Annotated in this window: 19 protein-coding genes and 1 pseudogene; 10 read left to right on the forward strand and 10 right to left on the reverse strand. The window is 71.5% G+C overall.

Features of this window, described 5'->3' with window-relative positions:
* Window positions 1–402: 402 nt before the first annotated feature.
* The 5 genes from V3N99_05390 to V3N99_05410 all read left to right on the forward strand — a co-directional run bounded on the left by V3N99_05390 (window position 403) and on the right by V3N99_05410 (window position 3,889).
* Window positions 403–693 carry a hypothetical protein gene (locus tag V3N99_05390; protein MEO3936180.1) on the forward strand — a complete coding sequence of 97 codons (291 nt, stop codon included), beginning with the start codon at window positions 403–405 and terminating at the stop codon, window positions 691–693.
* A 238-nt stretch (window positions 694–931) separates the two neighbouring features.
* Window positions 932–1,345 carry a DUF309 domain-containing protein gene (locus V3N99_05395; protein ID MEO3936181.1) on the forward strand — a complete coding sequence of 138 codons (414 nt, stop codon included), beginning with the start codon at window positions 932–934 and terminating at the stop codon, window positions 1,343–1,345.
* A gap of 60 nt (window positions 1,346–1,405) precedes the next feature.
* Window positions 1,406–2,212, forward strand: coding sequence for a MerR family transcriptional regulator (locus tag V3N99_05400; GenBank protein ID MEO3936182.1), 807 nt, complete (start codon window positions 1,406–1,408; stop codon window positions 2,210–2,212).
* Window positions 2,209–3,111: an ABC transporter ATP-binding protein gene (locus V3N99_05405; protein MEO3936183.1), complete on the forward strand. Its 903-nt coding sequence runs from the start codon at window positions 2,209–2,211 to the stop codon at window positions 3,109–3,111. Before V3N99_05400 ends, V3N99_05405 begins: the two co-directional genes overlap by 4 nt.
* The gene (locus tag V3N99_05410) at window positions 3,101–3,889 is read left to right on the forward strand and encodes an ABC transporter permease subunit (protein ID MEO3936184.1); all 789 of its coding nucleotides are present in this window, start codon (window positions 3,101–3,103) and stop codon (window positions 3,887–3,889) included. Before V3N99_05405 ends, V3N99_05410 begins: the two co-directional genes overlap by 11 nt.
* Window positions 3,890–4,223: 334 nt before the next feature.
* Here V3N99_05410 and guaA read toward each other — a convergent pair whose 3' ends face one another.
* Genes guaA through V3N99_05425 form a run of 3 tightly spaced genes read right to left on the reverse strand, consistent with a single transcriptional unit; the run spans window position 4,224 to window position 7,045 of the window.
* A complete protein-coding gene (gene guaA, locus V3N99_05415; GenBank protein MEO3936185.1) occupies window positions 4,224–5,801 on the reverse strand; it encodes a glutamine-hydrolyzing GMP synthase in 1,578 nt (525 codons plus the stop codon).
* Window positions 5,802–5,810: 9 nt separating this feature from the next.
* On the reverse strand, window positions 5,811–6,212 hold the full coding sequence (locus V3N99_05420; protein ID MEO3936186.1) for a DUF3817 domain-containing protein: 402 nt from the start codon (window positions 6,210–6,212) through the stop codon (window positions 5,811–5,813).
* Window positions 6,209–7,045, reverse strand: a complete 837-nt coding sequence (locus tag V3N99_05425) for an SURF1 family protein (protein MEO3936187.1) — start codon at window positions 7,043–7,045, stop codon at window positions 6,209–6,211. Before V3N99_05425 ends, V3N99_05420 begins: the two co-directional genes overlap by 4 nt.
* A 42-nt stretch (window positions 7,046–7,087) precedes the next feature.
* Between V3N99_05425 and V3N99_05430 the strand changes: the two genes are divergently transcribed.
* From V3N99_05430 to V3N99_05440, 3 genes are all read left to right on the forward strand, one after another.
* The gene (locus V3N99_05430; protein ID MEO3936188.1) at window positions 7,088–7,714 is read left to right on the forward strand and encodes a hypothetical protein; all 627 of its coding nucleotides are present in this window, start codon (window positions 7,088–7,090) and stop codon (window positions 7,712–7,714) included.
* Between the two features lie 69 nt (window positions 7,715–7,783).
* Window positions 7,784–9,538, forward strand: coding sequence for an ABC transporter ATP-binding protein (locus V3N99_05435; protein ID MEO3936189.1), 1,755 nt, complete (start codon window positions 7,784–7,786; stop codon window positions 9,536–9,538).
* Between the two features lie 86 nt (window positions 9,539–9,624).
* The gene (locus V3N99_05440) at window positions 9,625–11,331 is read left to right on the forward strand and encodes an ABC transporter ATP-binding protein (GenBank protein ID MEO3936190.1); all 1,707 of its coding nucleotides are present in this window, start codon (window positions 9,625–9,627) and stop codon (window positions 11,329–11,331) included.
* A 538-nt stretch (window positions 11,332–11,869) separates the two neighbouring features.
* On the opposite strand, the pseudogene V3N99_05445 reads toward V3N99_05440, so the two are convergent.
* Together V3N99_05445 and V3N99_05450 are read right to left on the reverse strand one after the other, a co-directional pair.
* Window positions 11,870–12,148: pseudogene (locus V3N99_05445) on the reverse strand (GMC oxidoreductase).
* Window positions 12,079–12,330, reverse strand: a complete 252-nt coding sequence (locus V3N99_05450) for a hypothetical protein (protein ID MEO3936191.1) — start codon at window positions 12,328–12,330, stop codon at window positions 12,079–12,081. Before V3N99_05450 ends, V3N99_05445 begins: the two are co-directional and overlap by 70 nt.
* 113 nt (window positions 12,331–12,443) lie before the next feature.
* Between V3N99_05450 and V3N99_05455 the strand changes: the two genes are divergently transcribed.
* Entirely contained in the window at window positions 12,444–13,610 is a 1,167-nt protein-coding gene (locus V3N99_05455; protein MEO3936192.1) for a nucleotide sugar dehydrogenase, read from the forward strand.
* A 25-nt stretch (window positions 13,611–13,635) separates the two neighbouring features.
* On the opposite strand, the gene V3N99_05460 is transcribed toward V3N99_05455, so the two are convergent.
* The 3 genes from V3N99_05460 to guaB form a co-directional block, all read right to left on the reverse strand.
* Window positions 13,636–14,757, reverse strand: a complete 1,122-nt coding sequence (locus V3N99_05460) for a GuaB3 family IMP dehydrogenase-related protein (protein ID MEO3936193.1) — start codon at window positions 14,755–14,757, stop codon at window positions 13,636–13,638.
* 86 nt (window positions 14,758–14,843) lie between these two features.
* The gene (locus V3N99_05465; GenBank protein ID MEO3936194.1) at window positions 14,844–15,734 is read right to left on the reverse strand and encodes an acyltransferase domain-containing protein; all 891 of its coding nucleotides are present in this window, start codon (window positions 15,732–15,734) and stop codon (window positions 14,844–14,846) included.
* A gap of 23 nt (window positions 15,735–15,757) precedes the next feature.
* The gene (gene guaB, locus V3N99_05470) at window positions 15,758–17,278 is read right to left on the reverse strand and encodes an IMP dehydrogenase (protein MEO3936195.1); all 1,521 of its coding nucleotides are present in this window, start codon (window positions 17,276–17,278) and stop codon (window positions 15,758–15,760) included.
* Window positions 17,279–17,549: 271 nt separating this feature from the next.
* Between guaB and V3N99_05475 the strand changes: the two genes are divergently transcribed.
* Window positions 17,550–17,846 carry a WhiB family transcriptional regulator gene (locus tag V3N99_05475; protein MEO3936196.1) on the forward strand — a complete coding sequence of 99 codons (297 nt, stop codon included), beginning with the start codon at window positions 17,550–17,552 and terminating at the stop codon, window positions 17,844–17,846.
* Between the two features lie 335 nt (window positions 17,847–18,181).
* Here V3N99_05475 and groL read toward each other — a convergent pair whose 3' ends face one another.
* Window positions 18,182–19,804 (reverse strand): chaperonin GroEL, encoded by a 1,623-nt coding sequence (gene groL, locus V3N99_05480; protein MEO3936197.1) that lies wholly within the window; start codon window positions 19,802–19,804, stop codon window positions 18,182–18,184.
* Between the two features lie 149 nt (window positions 19,805–19,953).
* Complete coding sequence (gene groES, locus V3N99_05485) at window positions 19,954–20,247, reverse strand: co-chaperone GroES (protein MEO3936198.1); 294 nt, start codon at window positions 20,245–20,247, stop codon at window positions 19,954–19,956.
* Between the last annotated feature and the right edge of the window lie 198 nt (window positions 20,248–20,445).

Below are 20,445 nucleotides of genomic sequence, written 5' to 3' on the forward strand. Positions count from 1 at the left end.
GGTGCAAGCTCGTCATCGAGCCCGCCGAAGAACACCTCAGCCTGAACCAGTACGTCGTACGTCGCCTCCAACAACGCATCCTGAATGCCCCGATCAAGGCGGTCGGCTCGCGGCAGAAGGGGACGGCCGCACTCGCGGCCGGTCGGACACACGTTGTGGGCCGACCGGACCTCGGCCCAGGAATGCGCAGTTGAGCGGGTTTCCGTCCAGGGTCCTACGCCAAGGGCGGGATCTCTGTCGGCGTACGGCCCGGCGACCCGACACTCCTGGCAGCTGGCACGTCTGGGTGCAACGATCTGGACGTGCCCGTTTCGATGCACTGCCCCAGATGCAAGCACCCACTGGTCGCCAACGACCCAGAAGCGCTGGCCGACGACATCTTGGCGCACCTTCACGAGGTCCATGCCCACCAGCCACCACGCGAGCATGTGCTGGCGCGAATCGCACAGCAGAACCAGGGCGAAGGCAACCGATGACGTCCGAGACACGGTACAAGACGAAGAGTCCGGCCAAAGCGAAGGCTGGTTCGTGGCACGCCAGGCCAATGAGATCGAGGACCGACAACGCACCGGTCCCGCCGGGCTAGCTCGCGACATCGTGCGGCGCGTGCGCAGTGCTGTTGTTGACCCCGGCCGGGACAACCGGCCGGTCGTCGGCCCCGGACTGCGGTGGCTTGGCCGCCACCTGCCGTGAGCCCAGCTCTCCGTACCCACGCAGATCGGTACGCGTCAGTGACGGGCCGACGCGGCGGCACAACACGGCCGCTGACGCGGCCAAGAGACGCACGCGGGAGACATACCGGTCCTGATCTGCACTTCTTCTCAGGCTGATGAGGTGACGGAGACAGAGCGGGATCGGGACACTGAGGGTCGTGCTCGTCAGGCGAGGCCTCGTGACGCGTTGGGTCGGCCGCTGCCCTGTGGCGCTGAGGGTGTCGAGCCGGTGTCGGAGCAAACCCCTGCCGCCGAACGAGGCTCTGAAGAAGGCGAGAGAGCTCATCGACGCCGGCCGCCCCTTCGCGGCCCACGAGGTCCTCGAGGCGCGGTGGAAAGCGGCACCGACCGAGGAGGGTGACCTGTGGCAGGGACTGGCGCAGGTCTGCGTGGCTCAGACCCGTTCTGCCCGCGGAAACCTGGTCGGGGCGGAGCTTCTCTCGAGCGGCGGCCTGACCGGACCCACCCGTGGCGAGTCAGGACGCGGTGCAGCCCGCCCAGGGGGTTCGGCCCGTGCCGCCGGGGGCGCCGTAGACCGGCTCGACGACCCAGTCGTCGCCGTCGGGGTTGGGCGGACCTCGACCTGCGTCGACTCAGCCGGTGGCACACTGCGGCGGCGATGCCTCGGGTGAAGACGACGGGCCTCATCAGAGCCTTGACTGCGACGCGACGTCACACCGGATGATGTCGTCATGCGCATCAAGGACCTGGCCATCCTCTCGGACACCACCGTCCGAACGATCCGCTACTACCACCAGCTCGGACTGCTAGCCGTGCCTCCCTCGACCACCACTTGGCGCGCCTACGGGTTCGGTCACCTCACCCGGCTCATGCGTATCCGGTGGCTCGTCGACTCCGGGGTACCGCTGGCCGAGGTGGCACACATGCTCATGCCGCCGGACGGCACCGACGAACGCAGCCTCGTCATTGAGGACCTTGCTGCCGTGCTCTCATCGATCGACGCGAAAACAGCCGTCCTGGCCGCCCAGCGCGAGCGGGTCGAGATCCTGCTGGAGAGGGTCAGGAGACACGGAAGGCTGTCGCCGCTACCGCCGCCCGTCGTGCGGGTGTATGCCGCTCTGATCGAGCGGCCGCTCCCCGCGGGGATGCACGAGGCGATGTCGCGTGAGCGTGACCTGCTCGAGCTCGCGTGCTACCGCGGAGCGATGCCATCGGATCTCACGGCCCTGCTCGACGCGGTGACGGAGGACGACCTCGACGAGCTCTGCCGTCTCTGGGAGGAGTGTCACCAGCTCGCCGTCGACTCGGAACCGCGACCGTGGGAGGTCGTGCGCCAGCGGGTCGGCGACCTCGTGCGCCGTACGGTCGACCTCGCGATCCGGATCGAGCCCGATGCGAGCCTCCGCCTGCTCCGGTATGCCGCTGAGCTGGACCGCCCCGCGGTGCGCGCGGCGGTCCACCTCGCCTACCCCTCTCCGGTGTACCGCGAGTTCGTCCGGGGCTTCCTGGACGTCGCCAAGGCGGCGAGCTCAGCATGACCGCGGACCCTGTCGTCATCGAGCACCTCTCGAAGACGTTCGGCGCGGACCGCGGGGTCGCCGACGTCAGCCTCGTCGTCGAGCCGTGCCAGGTCTTCGGGTTCCTCGGACCCAACGGCTCCGGCAAGTCGACGACGATCCGCTGCCTGCTGGGCCTCTACCGCCCGAGCCGTGGCCGGTGCCGGGTGTTCGGCCACGACACCGCGGCCGGTTCCGCATCCTTCCTCGCCGAGGTCGGCTACCTCCCCGGCGAGCTGCGCCTGCCCGAGCGCTTGACCGGGGCGCAGGTGCTGGCGACGTTCCGCCGGATGCGTCGGCGCCACGACACGGAGTACGGCGACGAGCTGGTCCAGCGTCTCGGCGCCGTGCTCGACCGCCCGGTCGGGGCGTTGTCCAAGGGCAACAAGCAGAAGCTCGGCCTCGTCCTGGCCTTCATGCACCGGCCCCGGTTGCTTGTCCTCGACGAACCGACCTCGGGCCTCGACCCGCTGGTCCAGGACGAGTTCGCGCCACTCCTGCGCGAGACCGTCGCCGACGGACGCACGGTCCTGCTCTCCTCGCACGACCTCGACGAGGTCCAGCGCGTCGTGCAGCACGTGGCCATCATCAGGTCGGGGCGCATCGTCGTGGACGACACCGTCGCCGCGCTGCGCGCCGCCGCCCCGCGCACCATCGACCTCACGTTCGACCACGACGTCGACGCGAGCCCGCTCGCGTCCGTACCGGGGGTCTCACTGCACGTGAACACGCCGCGGCAGGTCAACCTCACCCATACCGGAGCGGCCGGGCCGGTCCTGACCGCCATCGCGGCGCTACTGCCCGACACGATCACCGCGCGGCCCGCAGACCTCGAGAAGCTCTTCCTCCAGCTCTACGGAAAGGACTCCGATGCCCACTGAGCTCGTTCGTCTCGACCTGCGGCTCCGACGCCGGATGCTCCTCGGCACGGCCGTCGGGACGGCGGCATACCTGTTCCTCGTCGTCGCGGTCTATCCGACGTTCAAGCACGACACGGCCTTCGACGCCCTCATCACCGCAAACCCGGGTGCTGCGGCGGCCTTCGGGATTTCCGGGTCGATCACCTCACCCGAGGGCTGGCTCAGCGCCAACATGTACGCCAACATCGGGCCCCTACTGGCCCTCCTGCTCACGATCGGCTACGGGGCCGCGGCCGTCGCCGGACAGGACGGCGACGGTCTGCTCGGCCTGCTGGCGACCGCTCCGGTGACGCGCCCCCGCATCGTCGCCGCCAAGGCGCTGACCCTCCTGCTGGCCGCGCTCGTCGTCCCGGTGGTCTCGTTCGCCGTGTGCCTGACTGGTCCGCACTTCGGGCTGCACCCCGCATGGGGGGACCTGCTCGGGCTCAGTATCGCGCTCACGCTGCTGGCCTTCGACCTCGGCGCCGTCGCCCTGCTCGTGGGCGCGGTCACCGGAGGTCGCGCAGCCGCCATGGGCGCTGCGGGAGCAGTCGCTGCCTGCGCCTACCTCATCAGCTCGCTGTCGCCGGTGGTCGACGTGGTCCACCGCATCCGGTGGCTCTCGCCCTTCGTCTGGGCGGTGGGCGACGGCCAGCTGAGCCACGGGGTGAGCGTCGGCGAGCTGGGGGCGCTGACCGGTGTGGGCCTCGTCCTCACCGGTGCGACGGTCCTGACGTTCCGCCGTCTCGACATCCACTGAGTGTCCAAGCTGAAGGCCCACCTGCCGATGGTGGGCCAGCTTTGGATGACCGAACGAGGACCGACGCAGAGCACTCCCTCTACGACGTCCCACAGGACCCGACACACCGTCTCCCTCACCGAGGCCGTCACCGGATCCAGGAGCCCCCGCAGGCGGCGTACGGACGCGCCACTGGGAGACCTACAGGTCGCGCTCGTACGCCAGCAGGATCGGGCCGCCTTCGCCTTCGGTCCCCCCGCACTCCCGCGATGCCTATCGGCACGCCGTTCGGAGGGTCCGAGCAAAACCCCCGTCGTCGGCGAACCCAGCCGACGACCGGCCGGTAGGGAGCGGCCTACTCCCACTCGATCGTGCCCGGCGGCTTGCTCGTCACGTCGAGCACGACCCGGTTGACCTCGCGCACCTCGTTGGTGATGCGGGTCGAGATCTTCGCCAGCGTCTCGTAGGGGACGCGGGTCCAGTCGGCGGTCATGGCGTCCTCCGACGACACCGGGCGCAGCACGACCGGGTGACCGTAGGTGCGGCCATCACCTTGCACACCAACGGATCTCACGTCGGCCAGCAGCACGACCGGGCACTGCCAGATGTCGCGGTCGAGACCGGCGGCCGACAGCTCGGCGCGGGCGATCGCGTCTGCGCGACGCAGGATCTCGAGCCGCTCGGCGGTCACCTCGCCGATGATGCGGATGCCGAGGCCCGGCCCCGGGAAGGGCTGGCGCCACACGATCGTCTCGGGCACCCCCAGCTCGAGGCCAACGGCACGCACCTCGTCCTTGAAGAGCGCGCGCAACGGCTCGACCAGGCCGAACTGCAGGTCGTCGGGCAGCCCGCCGACGTTGTGGTGGCTCTTGATGTTGGCCGCGCCCTCACCCCCGCCCGACTCGACGACGTCGGGGTAGAGGGTGCCCTGCACCAGCCACTTGACCGGGTGCTCCTCGTCGCCCCGATCAGCCACGACGTCGCGCGCCGCCTGCTCGAAGGTGCGGATGAACTGCGCGCCGATGATCTTGCGCTTCTCCTCGGGGTCGGTGACCCCGGCGAGCGCAGTGAGGAACTGCTCGCGCGCGTCGATGACCACGAGGTCGACACCGGTCGCTGCGACGAAGTCCTGCTCGACCTGCTGCGCCTCGCCCTCGCGCAGCAGCCCGTGGTCCACGAAGACGCAGGTCAGCTGGTCGCCGACCGCGCGCTGCACCAGCGCGGCCGCGACCGAGGAGTCGACCCCACCGGAGAGCGCGCAGAGCACCCGGTCGGCGCCCACCTGCCGGGCCACCCGCTCGACGAGCTCGTCGACGACGTTGGCCGGGGTCCAGTCGGCGGCGATGCCGGCGCCCTTGGTGAGGAACGCCTCCAGGGTGCGCTGCCCGAAGGCCGTGTGCAGCACCTCCGGGTGCCACTGCACGCCGTAGAGCCGTCGCTCGTCGTCCTCGAACGCCGCTACGGGCGCACCGTCGCTGGAGGCGGTGACCCGCATACCAGGGGGTGCCTCGCTGACGGCGTCGCCGTGCGACATCCACACCGACTGGCTCTCGGGCTGCCCGTCGAAGAGGGTGGAGCCCGTGTCGGTGATCGTCGCGGGTGTCTGGCCGTACTCCCCGCGGCCGGTGTGGGCGACGCGGCCACCGAGGGCCGCCACCATGGCCTGGAAGCCGTAGCAGAGGCCCATCACGGGCACGCCTGCCTCGAGCAGCGCCGGGTCCAGCGAGGGGGCGCCGTCGGCGTAGACGCTGCTCGGCCCACCCGAGAGGATCACCGCGCGGGGGTTGCGCGCGAGCATCTGCTCGACCGGCATCGTGTGCGGCACGACCTCGCTGTAGACCTTCGCCTCGCGCACACGGCGCGCGATCAGCTGGGCGTACTGAGCGCCGAAGTCGACGACGAGGACGGGACTGGCCTGCAGGGCATCACTCACCCGGCGAGTTTACCGACCCGGGACGGTGGTCCCCGACGTGCCGCCGGACGGGTGGGCAGGGCCCTCGAGCGCGGCCAGCAGCGCCTCGGTGCTCGCGGTGACACGTCGCTCGGCGACGAACGGCACGAAGGGGACGAAGCCGGAGAGCAGGTTGAGCACGATCCGGCCGATCGACCACCGCGCCTTCAGCCCGAGGTTGGCGATCGAGACGGCGAAGGCGAAGTAGATCAGCCCGTGGATCGGGCTCCAGTACTCCGTGAGCAGGTTCTTCTGACCGAAGCCGTACTTCAGGACGATCTCGAGGGCCAGGACGAAGAGCGCCACACCGGAGGCCACAGCCAGGACCCGGTAGGCCCTCAGGCCGGAGCGGATGGCGGCCGGGGGTGCCGTGCGGTGGGGGACGGTGGTCACGGGCGGGACGCTCCTGCAGTGGTGGGTGCGGTGGTGGGTGCGCTGGCGGGTGGGGTCGGGGGCGTCGCCTCGGCGAGGCGCATCTGGTGGTCCTCGCGGACCATGCGGACATACATGTAGACGGCGAAGAGCGCGAAGACCCACCACTGCAGCGCGTAGGCGGCGTTGCGGAGGGTGAGGCCGCTCGGCGCCGGTGGCGGGGGGATGCGCACGATCGCTGCCGCCGCCACCGCTCCCCCGTCAGCGGCGGCCGTGCTGACCGCGCTGGCGTCGGGCGTCTCGGAGATCGCGAAGACGAAGGCGTTGTAGATGTCGCCCGGCCACAGGTTGACCAGGCGCCCGAGGTCGACCGAGCCCAGCTGGCCGGGGGGCAGTGACGGCGTCGTCGGGTCGGGCGACTCACCCGGCGCGGCACTGCCGACGACCGTCACCAGCCCCGTCGTGGTGGGAGCAGGGGCGCTGGTGCCCCGCACGAAACCGCGGACGACGGGTAGCCGGGCGCCGGTCTCGTCCACCACCAGGGGGGTGACCACCCACGAGCCGGTCGCCCCGTCGAGCCGCCGGTCCGGCACGAGCACCTGACCCGACGGGTCGTAGTGGCCGACGGCCGAGACGCGCCGGTTGGACGCCACCGCCGGGAAGCCCGAGTGCGGCTGGAGCAGTGCGCTCAGCGCCACGACAGGCTGCCGGGGCGCCTGCGCCACCGCCTGCTTGGCGGCGTCGTCACGGGCGACCGAGAGCTGCCAGAGGCCGAGCAGGGTGAAGCTGACGATGATGCCGATGAGCACGACGAGCAGCCCCAGCCAGCGGGGTCGGAGCATCGTGTGGAGCACACCGTTCAGGGTAGGCGACCCGGTTGTGGAATCCTCGGGGGGATGACGGCCGACACCAGCGGGGACCAGCGCCGCCCCCGCAGCATCCTGCCTCGCCGCGGCCTCGCGCCCGCGCTCCTGGCGCTGGTCGTGGCGTCCGGGGTGGGGGCGTGCACCTCCACCACACCGAGCGGCGACGGGACGGTGACGGTGACCCCCACGGTGGTGCCGACGCCGACGCCGACGCCGAGCACGACGCCGGCGCGCCTCGTGCCTCCCATGACCTATGACGAGGGGCTGCGGCACCTCGCGACGGGCGCGGCCGACCCGGCGGCCCCCACCTCCTTCACCAGCCCCACCGGCAACATCGTCTGCTCCATCGTCGCCGGGAGCACGGTGCGCGGCTGCGAGCTGCAGAAGGGGCGCATCGCCGCGCCGACCCCCACCTTCTGTGCGGGGGCCGGGGGCGGCGCCACCGACATCGGGCGGGTGCAGTTCTCGGCCTCGGGGCCGGTCGCGGTCTGCAACAAGGACGTCACGGCGGTGAAGGGCGCGACGGTGCTCGACTACGGCTCACGCACGCAGTCCGGCAGTGTCGGGTGCATCAGCGAGAGCATCGGGATGACCTGCGTCGACGCCTCGACCGGCAAGGGCTTCTTCCTCGCGCGCGACACCTTCTTCATCTTCTGACGCCCCCGCCGGGCCGGCCCCGGAAAACCGCTTTCGCCCTGTCGGTGGGCCGACGTAGCCTCAGTCACCGTGCAGAGGCTTCCGTACGACGACCCCGGGGCCCCTGACCTGCGCAGCCCCCTCCGTTACCTCGTGTGGGTGGGCCGGGGTCAGTGGGCCACGCTCGTCGTCGCCATCTGCTTCGGCGTCGTCTGGATGGTCGGGCAGGCGCTCTTCCCGGCTGCCATCAGCCGTGCGGTCGACCAGGGCATCGTCGCGCGCGACGGCGCCGCCCTCACCCGGTGGAGCCTCGTGCTGCTCGGCCTGGGCCTGACGTCGGCCCTCGCCGGGGTGATGCGCCACCGGCTCGCCGTGACCAACTGGATGCGCGCAGCCTTCCGCACCACCCAGCTCATCGGCTGGCACGCCGCCGACACCGGTGAGGCCCTGCTCCGCGAGCGCCCGGCCGGTGACGTCGTGGCCGTCGTGGCCTCCGACGCCATGCGCGTCGGCGGGGTCTACGACGTGCTGGCCCGCTTCGCCGGTGCCATCGTCAGCTTCGTCGTCGTGGCCGTCCTGCTGCTCACCTCGTCGGCCCCGCTCGGGCTGCTGGTGCTGATCGGGGTGCCCACCCTCTTGGGGCTGCTCGGCTTCGTGGTGCGCCCGCTGCAGCGACGCCAGGAGCAGCAGCGCGAGGAGTCGGGTCGCCTCATCGGCCTCGGCGCCGACACCGTGGCCGGCCTGCGCGTGCTGCGCGGCATCGGCGGCGAGGAGACCTACCTGCGCCGGTATGCCGCGCAGTCGCAGGCGGTCCGCGCCAGCGGCTACCGCGTGGCGGGCATGCAGGCCGCGCTCGATGCCGCCCAGGTGCTGCTGCCGAGCCTCTTCGTCCTGCTCGTCACCTGGCTCGGGGCTCGGTTCGCCGTCGAGGGCGAGATCTCGGTCGGCGAGCTGGTCGCGTTCTACGGCTACTCCGCCTTCCTCGTCATCCCGCTCCGCACGGCCACCGAGTTCCTCGACCGCTACACCCGCGCCCGCATCGGGGCCCGGAAGACGATCGCGATCCTTTCCGTCGGGCCTGACCAGCTCGACCCGGAGCACGGCACGGGCACGGGCGCGAGCGAGACGGCGGCCGCGGCCGCCGTCGAGCCGGGGCCCGACGCCCGGTTGCACGACGAGCGCACCGGTCTGGTCGTCGACCCCGGGCTGCTCACCGTGGTCGTCTCGGCCCGCCCCGAGGACAGCGCCGCCCTCGCCGACCGCCTCGGCCGTTTCGGCCTCGACGCCGCCGGCGTCCGCCTCGGCGGCGTGGCCCTCACCGACCTGCCCGTCGCGACGGTGCGTCGACGCGTGGTGGTCAGCGAGACCGACCCACGCCTGTTCAGCGGCACGCTGCGCAACGAGCTCGACCCGGTCGGCACGCACGACGACGCGGCACTCCTCGCCGCGCTGGCCGTGGCCAGCGGTGACGACGTGCTCGAGGCCCTGCCCGACGGTCTCGACTCCGAGGTCGAGGAGCGAGGCCGGTCGTTCTCCGGCGGTCAGCGCCAGCGCCTGGCGCTGACCCGCGCACTGCTCACCGGTGCCGACACGCTGGTCCTCGTCGAGCCGACGAGCGCCGTCGACGCGCACACCGAGGCCCGCATCGCCGGGCGCCTCGCCGACGCCCGGCGCGGTCGCACCACGGTGGTCATGAGCTCGAGCCCGCTGGTGCTCGACCACGCCGACCGGGTGGTGCTGCTGCACGAGGGTCGGGTCGCCGCCAGCGGGTTGCACCGCGAGCTGATGCGCAGCCACCCGGCCTACCGGGCGGTCGTCGTCCGCGGTGAGGGGGAGCCGGCGTGAGCACCGCCCCTCCTGGCCCGGCGCCGACCGGGCGGGCGCTCCCGATCGCGGGGCCGGCCGCCGTGCGCACCCACGCGGTGGCCCTGATGCGCCGCCATCGGCGCAGCCTCGGCACGGTCGTCGGCCTGCACGCGCTGGCCGCCGTCGCGGCGCTGGCTGCGCCGCGCATCCTCGGGCTGCTCGTCGACGGGGTCACGAGCGGCACGACCACGCTCGCGTCGGTGGACCGGCTGGCCGTCGTGCTGGCGGTGGCGACCGTGGTGCAGACCGTCGTCACGTGGTTCGCCCGGCGGGCGTCGTTCCGCATGGGTGAGGACGTCTTCGCCGAGCTGCGAGAGCAGTTCATGAGCCGGGTGGTGTCGCTGCCGCTGTCGACCGTCGAGCGCGCGGGCACCGGAGACCTCGTCTCCCGCACGACCAACGACGTCGAGGCGCTCTCGCAGGTCGCGCGCTACGGCGTGCCCTCCATCTTCGTCGCCGTCGTCACGGTGTCCATCACCGTCGTCGCCGCGCTGCTCACCGACGCGCTGGTGGCCCTGCCGCTCTTCATCGGGGTGCCGCTGCTCGTCGTCTCGACCCGGCGCTACCTGCGGCTGGCCCCCGACGGATACCTCCGCGAGCGCGCCACCTACGCCGTGCTCAACGGGGTCGTGAGCGAGACCGTCGACGGGGCCCGCACCGTCGACGCGCTGGGGCTGTCACGACGCCGCCGCGCCCGCACCGACGACGCCCTGCGCGACTGCTTCGATGCCGAGGTCTACACCCTGCGGCTGCGCACCATCTGGTTCCCGCAGGTCGAGGTCGCCTACCTGCTGCCCGTGGCCGCCACCCTCGCCTGGGGCGGCTGGCTGGTCTTCCGCGGTCACACCACCGTCGGGACGGTGACCGCCATCGCGCTCTACGTGCAGGCCCTGAGCGAGCCCCTCGACGAGCTGCTGATGTGGCTCGACGAGATCCAGGTCGGCGCCACCTCTTTGGCCCGGGTGATCGGCATCGCCGATGTCCCACCCGACCGCGCCGCGAGCGGGCGGACGCCCACCGACGACCGGCTGGCCGTGCGCGATGTGCGCTACTCCTACCGACCCGGCCGCGACGTGCTGCACGGGCTCAGCCTCGACCTGCGTCCCGGCGAGCGTCTCGCCGTCGTCGGTCCGTCGGGCGCCGGCAAGTCGACCCTCGGCCGGCTGCTGGCCGGGATCGACGGCCCCCGTGAGGGCCGCGTCGACGTCGGCGGGGTGCCGCTGGTCGACCTCGAGCTCGAGCAGCTGCGAGGTCAGGTGGCGCTCGTGACGCAGGAGCACCACGTCTTCGTCGGCACCCTCGAGGACAACCTCCTGCTGGCCCGGCCCGACGCCGACCACGACACCCTCGTCGGGGCGCTCGCGGCAGTGGATGCCGACGAGTGGGCCCTCGGGATGCCCGACGGGCTCGCGACCCGGGTAGGCAGCGGCGCCCGGCCCCTCACCCAGGCCCAGTCGCAGCAGCTGGCCCTGGCCCGGCTGGTCCTGGCCGACCCGCACACGCTGGTGCTCGACGAGGCGACCTCGCTGCTCGACCCGCGGGCGGCCCGGCACCTCGAGCGCTCGCTGGCGGCCGTCGTCGAGGGGCGCACGGTCGTGGCCATCGCGCACCGGCTCCATACGGCCCACGACGCCGACCGGGTCGCGGTGGTCGACGGCGGCGTGGTCACCGAGATCGGCACCCACGACGAGCTCATCGCCGCCGACGGAGCGTATGCCGCCCTGTGGCGGTCGTGGCGCGACGAGCCCGCGCCCGCTCCCGCCACGCCCTGACCCGCGACGTTCTACCCCACTGTTCCGGGGTAGAACGTCGCCCCCCGGAGCGAAGGATCACCCCGTTGACGCACCCAGCGGTCACAGGCCGGGTCTCCCCTGCGCTACCCCAGGTCCCCTCCCTGCGCCGTTATGAACGTTTCTGTCCCTGCCCACAACCCGGGCGCCAGTTGGCTCCGAATGACTGGGCAACAGGATGGACGCCGACCGGGTCGCAACCGCCCGATCAGCCTCCGCCGCCTCGGCGGACTCCTGTCGGAGGAGGAGTCGGACCCGCGTCTCACCAGACGAGGACCTGGCCCCTGGTCCCGCCCCACACAGGGGCTGGGGTGGGAGACCTTCGCTGTCCCACGGCCGTTGCACCCGGGGAGGGAGGACGGCTCGAGGATCAGGAGGCGAGGACCGGAGCAGGAGACGAGCAGCCGCGGGCCCAGGGGGTCTGCAGGACGGCAGCTCCCGCTCCGGGCCTCGCTTCCCGTCGGCGCCGTCCGCTTCCCGTCGGCGTCGCGGACCCGACCTCCGCCGCGGAGCCCACGGGTCAGCCCGCGACCGCCGCCGGCTCGCTCGCGGCGACCGGCTCGAGCCGCACGTAGTCGTCACCCTGCACCGGCCGGCGGTCGGGCTCGCCCTTGACCGGCCACAGCGACATGGCCCGCTCGGCCTGCGCCGTGATCGTCAGCGACGGGTTGACCCCGAGATTGGCCGACACCGCGGCGCCGTCGGTCACGTGGATGCCGGGGTAGCCCCCTACGCGCTGGTAGGCGTCGATGACCCCCGTCTTGCGGCTGTCGGAGATCGGTGCCCCGCCGAGGAAGTGAGGACCCGGGCACCCTTGGCGCGCGCGTCCTCGACGTGCTCGGCCACCCGATGGGCCTGGTCCATCGACAGCAGGCTGCCCATGTCGAAGCCCCAGCGCAGGGCGACGCTGACCGCACGGTCGAGGTTGGCGTCGGCGCGCACGTAGAGGGAGTTCTTGCCGGCGTCGTGGTCGTGGGCCACTCGGGGCGGGGGGCGCACACCGCGCGGGCGGTGAGGGCGTCGACGGCCCGCTCACTACCGTCGGTAACCTTCGTCTCACTGGGCGAATTGTCGGTATCCCCTAGGATGCCCGTATGAAGATCGCTGTCGCGGGGCTCGGCTACGTGGGCCTGTCCAACGCCGTCCTGCTCGCCGCCCACCACGAGGTCGTCGCCTTCGACATCGACGCCGGCCGCGTGGCCCTGGTCAACGAGCGGCGCTCCCCCATCGTCGACCCCGAGCTCGAGGACTACCTGGCCAACCACGAGCTCGACCTGCGGGCCACGACCGACCGCGACGAGGCCTGCGCCGGCGCCGACGTCGTCGTGGTCGCCACCCCGACCGACTACGACGTCGACCGCAACTTCTTCGACACCTCGTCGGTCGACGAGACCATCGACGCCGTCGCGCGCATCGCCCCGCAGGCCACCGTCGTGGTCAAGTCGACGATCCCCGTCGGGTTCACCCGCTCGCGCATGGAGACCCACCCCGGCCTGACGCTGCTCTTCTCCCCCGAGTTCCTGCGCGAGGGCCGGGCGCTGCACGACAACCTGCACCCCAGCCGGGTCGTCGTCGGTGGCGACGCCGCCGCGGCGAAGCTCTTCGCCGACCTGCTGGTCGAGGGTGCCCTCGACGACGACGTGCCCGTGCTGCTGACCGACCCCACCGAGGCCGAGGCGATCAAGCTCTTCGCCAACACCTACCTCGCCATGCGGGTCGCCTACTTCAACGAGCTCGACACGTATGCCGCGATGCACGGCCTCGACACCCGCTCCATCATCGAGGGGGTCGGTCTCGACCCGAGGATCGGGTCGCACTACAACAACCCGTCCTTCGGCTACGGCGGCTACTGCCTGCCGAAGGACACCAAGCAGCTGCTGGCCAACTTCGACCAGGTCCCGCAGAACCTCATCCACGCCATCGTCGACTCCAACACGACCCGCAAGGACTTCGTCGCCACCGACATCCTGCGCCGGGAGCCGCAGGTCGTGGGGATGTATCGCCTCGTGATGAAGTCGGGGTCGGACAACTTCAGGTCGAGCTCGATCCAGGGGATCATGAAGCGCATCAAGTCCAAGGGCGTCGAGGTCGTCGTCTACGAGCCGGCCCTCGACGACGAGGACTTCTACCACTCGCGGGTCGTCCGCGACTTCGACGAGTTCAAGCGCATCAGCGACGTCATCGTCGCCAACCGCCACACCGACGACCTCGCCGACGTGGCCGAGAAGGTCTACACCCGCGACATCTACGGGCGCGACTGACGTCCGCTCGTTGCGCCGGGTGGGGTCAGGCGCGTTCGTACGGTGCGACGACGACCTCGACCCGCTGGAACTCCTTGACGTCGGAGTAGCCCGTCGTCGCCATCGCCCGGCGCAGTGCCCCGATGATGTTGGTCGTGCCGTCGGCGAGGTGGCTCGGGCCGAAGAGGATCTCCTCGAGCGTGCCCTGGGTGCTCATCTCGATGCGCTCGCCGCGCGGCAACAGGCCGTGGTGCGCCTCCGGGCCCCAGTGGAATCCGCTCCCGGGAGCCTCGGACGCGCGGGCGAGGGCGGCGCCGAGCATGACGGCGTCGGCGCCACAGGCGACGGCCTTGACGATGTCGCCCGAGCTGCCGACCCCTCCGTCGGCGATGACGTGCACGTAGCGGCCCCCCGACTCGTCGAGGTAGTCGCGCCGGGCCGCCGCCACGTCGGCGACGGCCGAGGCCATCGGGGCGTGGATGCCGAGGGTCTGGCGGGTCGTGTGCGCCGCGCCGCCGCCGAAGCCGACGAGCACGCCGGCCGCACCCGTGCGCATCAGGTGCAGCGCTGCGGTGTAGCCCGCCGCACCCCCGACGATCACCGGCACGTCGAGCTCGTAGATGAAGCGCTTGAGGTTGAGGGGCTCCGCGCGGCCGGAGACGTGCTCCGCGCTGACCGTGGTGCCGCGGATGACGAAGAGGTCGCAGCCACCGTCGACGACCGACTTCCAGTGTTGCTGCGTGCGCTGGGGTGACAGGGCACCGGCGACGGTGATGCCCGCCTGTCGCAGCTGCTGGAGCCGCTGCGTGATCAGGTCGGGCTTGATCTCCTCGGCGTAGATCTCCTGCATCCGCGCGGTGGCGGTCGCGGGGTCGAGCCGAGCGATCTCGGCGAGGTAGGGCTCGGGGTCGTCGTAGCGGGTCCACAGGCCCTCGAGGTCGAGCACCGGCAGCCCACCGAGCCGGCCGAGCTCGATGGCGGTCGCCGGCGACATCACGGAGTCCATCGGGGCGCCCATGACGGGGATGTCGAAGTGGTAGGCGTCGATCTGCCAGCCCACCGAGACCTCCTCGGGGTCGCGGGTGCGGCGGCTCGGGACGACGGCGATGTCGTCGAAGGAATACGCCCGGCGTCCGCGCTTGCCGCGCCCGATCTCGATCTCAGTCACGAGCACAGGCTATCGGCCCGCGGGTGCCACCCTTGCGTCCGCGTCGGGGTGGGCTCTTGCCCGCCGGGACGCGGACGCCCCCGGCGTCAGCGCCAGGGGAGCCAGCCGCCGCGCTCGTGCCAGTGCCCGCCACCGGCCCACAGGTCGAGGACGGCGCGTCGCAGGGTCGAGTCACGGGGCAGCTGCGCCCATGGGGTCGCCGCGTCGTCCCAGAGGAACCGGCGCACCGACCGGTCACCGTCTCCCGGCTCGCCCCCGAGGGTGAAGCGCGACTGGAATGCCACCAGGTTGGACGACGGGGGCAGCATCGCCACGAGCTGGGGGTCGAGCAGCCACGAGTGGCAGACCAGGGCGGCATACCGCTCCTCGCCGTAGCGCTTGCGGAAGAAGGTGCGCGCCGCCGCGAGCGACGCGTCGACGCTTCCGGGCAGCAGGCGTCCACTATTACCCGGGATGTGCAGGTCGAGCACGAGATCACCCGGCCCACAGGGGAACCCGGCCTGTCGCAGCTCGAGGCCCGGCCCCGGTACGAGACGTCGCCGCTCGAACTGCAGCCGCCCGAGCTGCACGATCGCCCCGTGCCCGTGACGCGTCAGCCAGCTGGTGAGCTCGTCCCCGAGCCCCACCTCACCGCACCACGCCCGATTGCGCACGAGCATCCGCCCGACGTCGGCCAGCGTGTCGGCGGTGACCTGGGGCGTGACTCCCCGCCGCTTGTGCTCCGCCAACAGCTCGGGCAGCACCCGGACGAAGGCCACGACCGGGAGGTAGGCAGCCACCCCCGGGAGATGGAGCGGGCGGGGCGGCAGGGACGGGCCGGGCGACGGGTTGCCCATCGCCGCGACGAGCGCGGCAGCCGCCTGCGCGACCCAGGCCGCGAGGGCGGCGTCACGACGTACGGCGTCGTCGGCGGCGCGCACTGCCACCCGGTCGCCCACGGGGACGGCGAAGAGCGCCAGCGCCCGCTCGAGGCCCACCGGCGCCGGTGCGGGCGGCCCGCTCAGCGGCGCGAGCCGTAGTTCGGCGCCTCGACCGTCATCTGCACGTCGTGGGGGTGGCTCTCCTTGAGCCCGGCCGCGGTGATGCGCACGAACCGGCCCTTCTGCTGCAGCTCGGGCACGGTGCGGGCACCGACGTAGAACATCGACTGGTGCAGCCCACCGATGAGCTGGTGGGCGACCGCCGACAGCGAGCCGCGGAAGGCGACCTGTCCCTCGATGCCCTCGGGCACGATCTTGTCGTCACTCTCGACGTCGGCCTGGAAGTAGCGGTCCTTGGAGAACGACTTCTTGCCCCGCGAGGCCATGGCGCCCAGCGACCCCATACCTCGGTAGGTCTTGAACTGCTTGCCGTTCACGAAGACCAGCTCGCCCGGCGACTCCTCGCAGCCGGCCAGCAGCGACCCGAGCATCACGGTGTCGGCGCCGGCGACAAGGGCCTTGGCGATGTCGCCGGAGTACTGCAGCCCCCCGTCACCGACCAGGGGCACGCCGGCCGGCTTGGTGGCCAGTGACGCGTCGTAGATGGCCGTCACCTGCGGCACCCCCACGCCCGCGACGACGCGGGTGGTGCAGATCGAGCCCGGGCCCACGCCGACCTTGACCCCGTCGGCCCCCGCGTCGACCAGCGCCTGCGCACCCTCGCGCGTGGCGACGTTGCCGCCGAGCACCTGCACGTGGCGGGTGGCCGGGTCGGACTTCAGCCGGCTGATCATCTCGAGCATCAGGCGGGCGTGACCATTGGCCACGTCGGGCACGAGCACGTCGACCCCGGCCTCGACCAGCGTCGTGGCCCGCTCCCACGCGTCGCCGAAGTAGCCGATCGCGGCCGCCACGAGCAGACGCCCGTGTCCGTCGTTGCTGGCCAGGGGGAACTGCTCGCTCTTGACGAAGTCCTTGACCGTGATCAGGCCCGCGAGGCGCCCCTGCTCGTCCACGATCGGCAGCCGCTCGCGCTTGTGCTGACGCAGCAGGGCGGTGGCGTCCTCGCGGCTGGTGCCGACGGGGGCGGTGATCAGCGGCATGTGCGTCATCACCTCGTCGACCTTGGTCGTCGCCCACTCCGCGACGGGCGTGAAGCGCAGGTCGCGGTTGGTGATGATGCCGAGCAGCCGGTTGTCGCCGTCGACCACGGGCAGACCCGACACGCGGTACTGCCCGCAGACGGTGTCGAGGTCTTCGAGGGTCGCGTCGGCCCCGATCGTCACGGGGTTGGAGATCATGCCGGTCTGGGTGCGCTTGACGAGGTCGACCTGGTAGGCCTGGTCCTGGATCGAGAGGTTGCGGTGCAGCACCCCGATGCCACCCTGACGGGCCATCGCGATCGCCATCTGCGACTCGGTGACGGTGTCCATCGCCGACGACACCAGCGGGATGCGCAGCGAGATCTCGCGGGTCAGGCGGCTGGTCGTGTCGACCTCGCTCGGGATGACGTCGGTCTCGCCGGGCAGGAGCAGCACGTCGTCGTAGGTCAGCCCGAGCGTGGCGAACGGGGCGGGGACGTCAGACGCGCCGATAGTCATGGCCCGATTCTAGAGCCGCACCGACACCCCCTCGTACGTCGTCCGCCGCAGCTTCCCACGGGCAACCTGAGTGGTTCCCGGCTCATTTCTTGGTCAAATCCTTACCTGCACCCGACCAGCGCCGGAGGATCTGCTCGTTAGCGTCATCCCATCGGCCGTCCTCTCACCGGGGCGGCCCAGCCGGGGGGGCGGTCAGCGTCGTCCACCCCCCGGCACCGCTCACGCCGACCACGCCTCGGGCGCACGGCCGAAGACCTCGAAGGGCACACCCATGGCTGAGATCTCCCGACTACCCGGCCCGGTCGCCGACCTGTGGGACTGGCAGCTCGACGGTTCCTGCCGCCGCGTCAACCCCGAGGTCTTCTTCCACCCCGAGGGCGAGCGCGGGCCTGCTCGCCGCGACCGCGACAGCGCCGCCAAGGCCGTCTGCGACTCCTGCCCGGTGCTCTCGATGTGCCGCGAGCACGCCCTGCGCGTCAAGGAGCCCTACGGCGTCTGGGGTGGCCTCACCCAGGACGACCGCGAGGAGATCTACGTGGGGTCCGACCGGGTGGCCGCCGCGTCCTGACCACCTGCTGACCGCTCCGGGACCCGTCCCGTAGCCCCGACCCCGCCGTCGCCGTCACGCTCCACGACGACGACGCGCGGCGCTCCCCCGCCCTGCGGGGAGCAGGCTCGCACCCTCTTGGACCGGGGGTGAGGGGTCCCCCCGACCGGCGAGCTGCACGCAGGTCGGGTGATGCAGGGCACCGTGGGAAGGGGCCGCGTCGGCCGTCTGCTGCTCAGCGGCGGGCACGGCCCCTTCTCGCCCCGTTCGCCCGCACCGCGACGGCCCCACCCGGAGATCCGGATGGGGCCGTCGTGGTGAGGGTGCTGCGGGTTCTGCTGGGTGCTACCGACCGGTCAGTGACCGTGCCCGTGGCCGTGGCCGCCGGCGCCTGACGGCTCCGGCGCGTCCTCCTGCTTCTCGACGACCAGGGTGTCGGTCGTGAGGATCATCGAGGCGATCGACGCGGCGTTGCGCAGTGCCGATCGGGTGACCTTGACCGGGTCGATGACGCCGGCCTTGATCAGGTCGCCGTACTCGCCGGTCGCGGCGTTGTAGCCGTGACCCGGCGTCAGCTCGGCCACCTTGGAGGTGACCACGTAGCCCTGGACACCGGCGTTCTCGGCGATCCAGCGCAGCGGCTCGACCGCGGCCTTGCGCACGATGGAGGCACCGGTCGCCTCGTCACCCTCGAGCTCGAGGGCGTCGATCGCGGAGACCGCGTGGATGAGGGCGGAACCGCCACCACCGACGATGCCCTCCTCGATGGCCGCGCGGGTCGCTGAGATGGCGTCCTCGATGCGGTGCTTCTTCTCCTTCAGCTCGACCTCGGTGTGCGCGCCGACCTTGATGACGCAGACGCCACCGGCGAGCTTGGCGAGCCGCTCCTGGAGCTTCTCGCGGTCCCAGTCGGAGTCGGTGCGCTCGATCTCGGCCTTGATCTGGCCGACGCGGGCGTCGACCTCGGCCTTGTCGCCGGAGCCCTCGATGACCGTGGTGTTGTCCTTGGTCACGACGACGCGGCGGGCCTGTCCGAGGGACTCGAGCCCGGCCTGGTCGAGCTTGAGCCCGACCTCCTCGGCGATGACCTGGCCACCGGTGAGGATGGCGAGGTCCTGCAGCATGGCCTTGCGGCGGTCACCGAAGCCGGGAGCCTTGACGGCCGCGACGTTGAAGGTGCCCTTGATCTTGTTGACCACGAGGGTCGAGAGGGCCTCGCCGTCGACGTCCTCCGCCACGATGAGCAGCGGCTTGCCCGACTGCACGACCTTCTCGAGGACCGGCAGCACGTCGGAGATCGACGAGATCTTGCCCTGGTTGATCAGGATGTAGCAGTCCTCGAGCACGGCTTCCATGCGCTCGGGGTCAGAGACGAAGTAGGCCGAGATGTAGCCCTTGTCGAACTGCATGCCCTCGGTGAACTCGAGCTCGGTGACCGTGGAGGAGCTCTCCTCGACCGAGATCACGCCGTCCTTGCCGACCTTGTCGAAGGCCTCGGCGATGAGCTTGCCGATGGTCTCGTCCTGGGCCGAGAGCGAGGCGACCGCCGCGACCTCGGCAGTACCGTCGACCTCACGGGCGTTCTCGAGCAGGCGGTCGTTGACAGCCTGGACGGCCTTGTCGATACCGCGCTTGAGGGCCGAGGGGGCCGCTCCGGCCGCGACGTTGCGCAGGCCTTCCTTGACCATCGCCTGGGCGAGCACGGTCGCGGTCGTCGTGCCGTCTCCGGCGACGTCGTTCGTCTTGGTGGCGACCTCCTTGGCGAGCTGCGCGCCGAGGTTCTCGTACGGGTCCTCGAGCTCGATCTCGCGGGCGATGGTGACACCGTCGTTGGTGATCGTGGGAGCGCCCCACTTCTTGTCGATGACGACGTTGCGACCCTTCGGGCCGAGCGTCACCTTGACCGCGTTGGCGAGCGCGTCAACGCCGCGCTCCAGCGACTTGCGGGCGGAGTCGTCGAACTCCAGCGTCTTGGCCATGGATGTCCCTCTTCATGTTTCGTGCGGTGCGGGAGTGCCGGGGCACGCCGGCACGCGGGTAACGGGTGAGACACGTATGCCGGGTGCGCGCCGAGAGGCGAGCACCCGGCATACGAAGGTGGTGCGGTGGGCGGAGCCCAGGGCGATCGTCAGGCGACGACGGCGAGGACGTCGCGGGCGGAGAGGATGAGGTACTCCTCGCCACCGTGCTTGATCTCGGTGCCGCCGTACTTGCTGTAGATCACGCGGTCGCCCACGGTGATGTCGAGCGGAACGCGCTGACCCTTGTCGTCGATGCGACCGGGGCCGACTGCCAGGACCTCGCCCTCCTGGGGCTTCTCCTTGGCGGTGTCCGGGATCACGAGGCCGGACGCGGTCGTCTGCTCGGCCTCGAGCGACTTGACCACGATGCGGTCCTCGAGCGGCTTGATGGAAACCGACACGATGCTGACCTCCCCTTCGGGAATGTCGAAAACGGATGGATGGCTGGTGCTCGGGGGTCGCCGTCGCGGGGGTCGACCCATCGAGCTGATTAGCACTGCCACAGGGAGAGTGCCAACTAGCCCAAATCTAGGAGCCGAGTTAGCACTCGGTCAAGTCGAGTGCCAGATCGAGCGTGGCGAGCGGCCCTCAGGAGCGGC

The organism is Dermatophilaceae bacterium Soc4.6 (assembly GCA_039889245.1).
Taxonomy (GTDB): domain Bacteria; phylum Actinomycetota; class Actinomycetes; order Actinomycetales; family Dermatophilaceae; genus Lapillicoccus.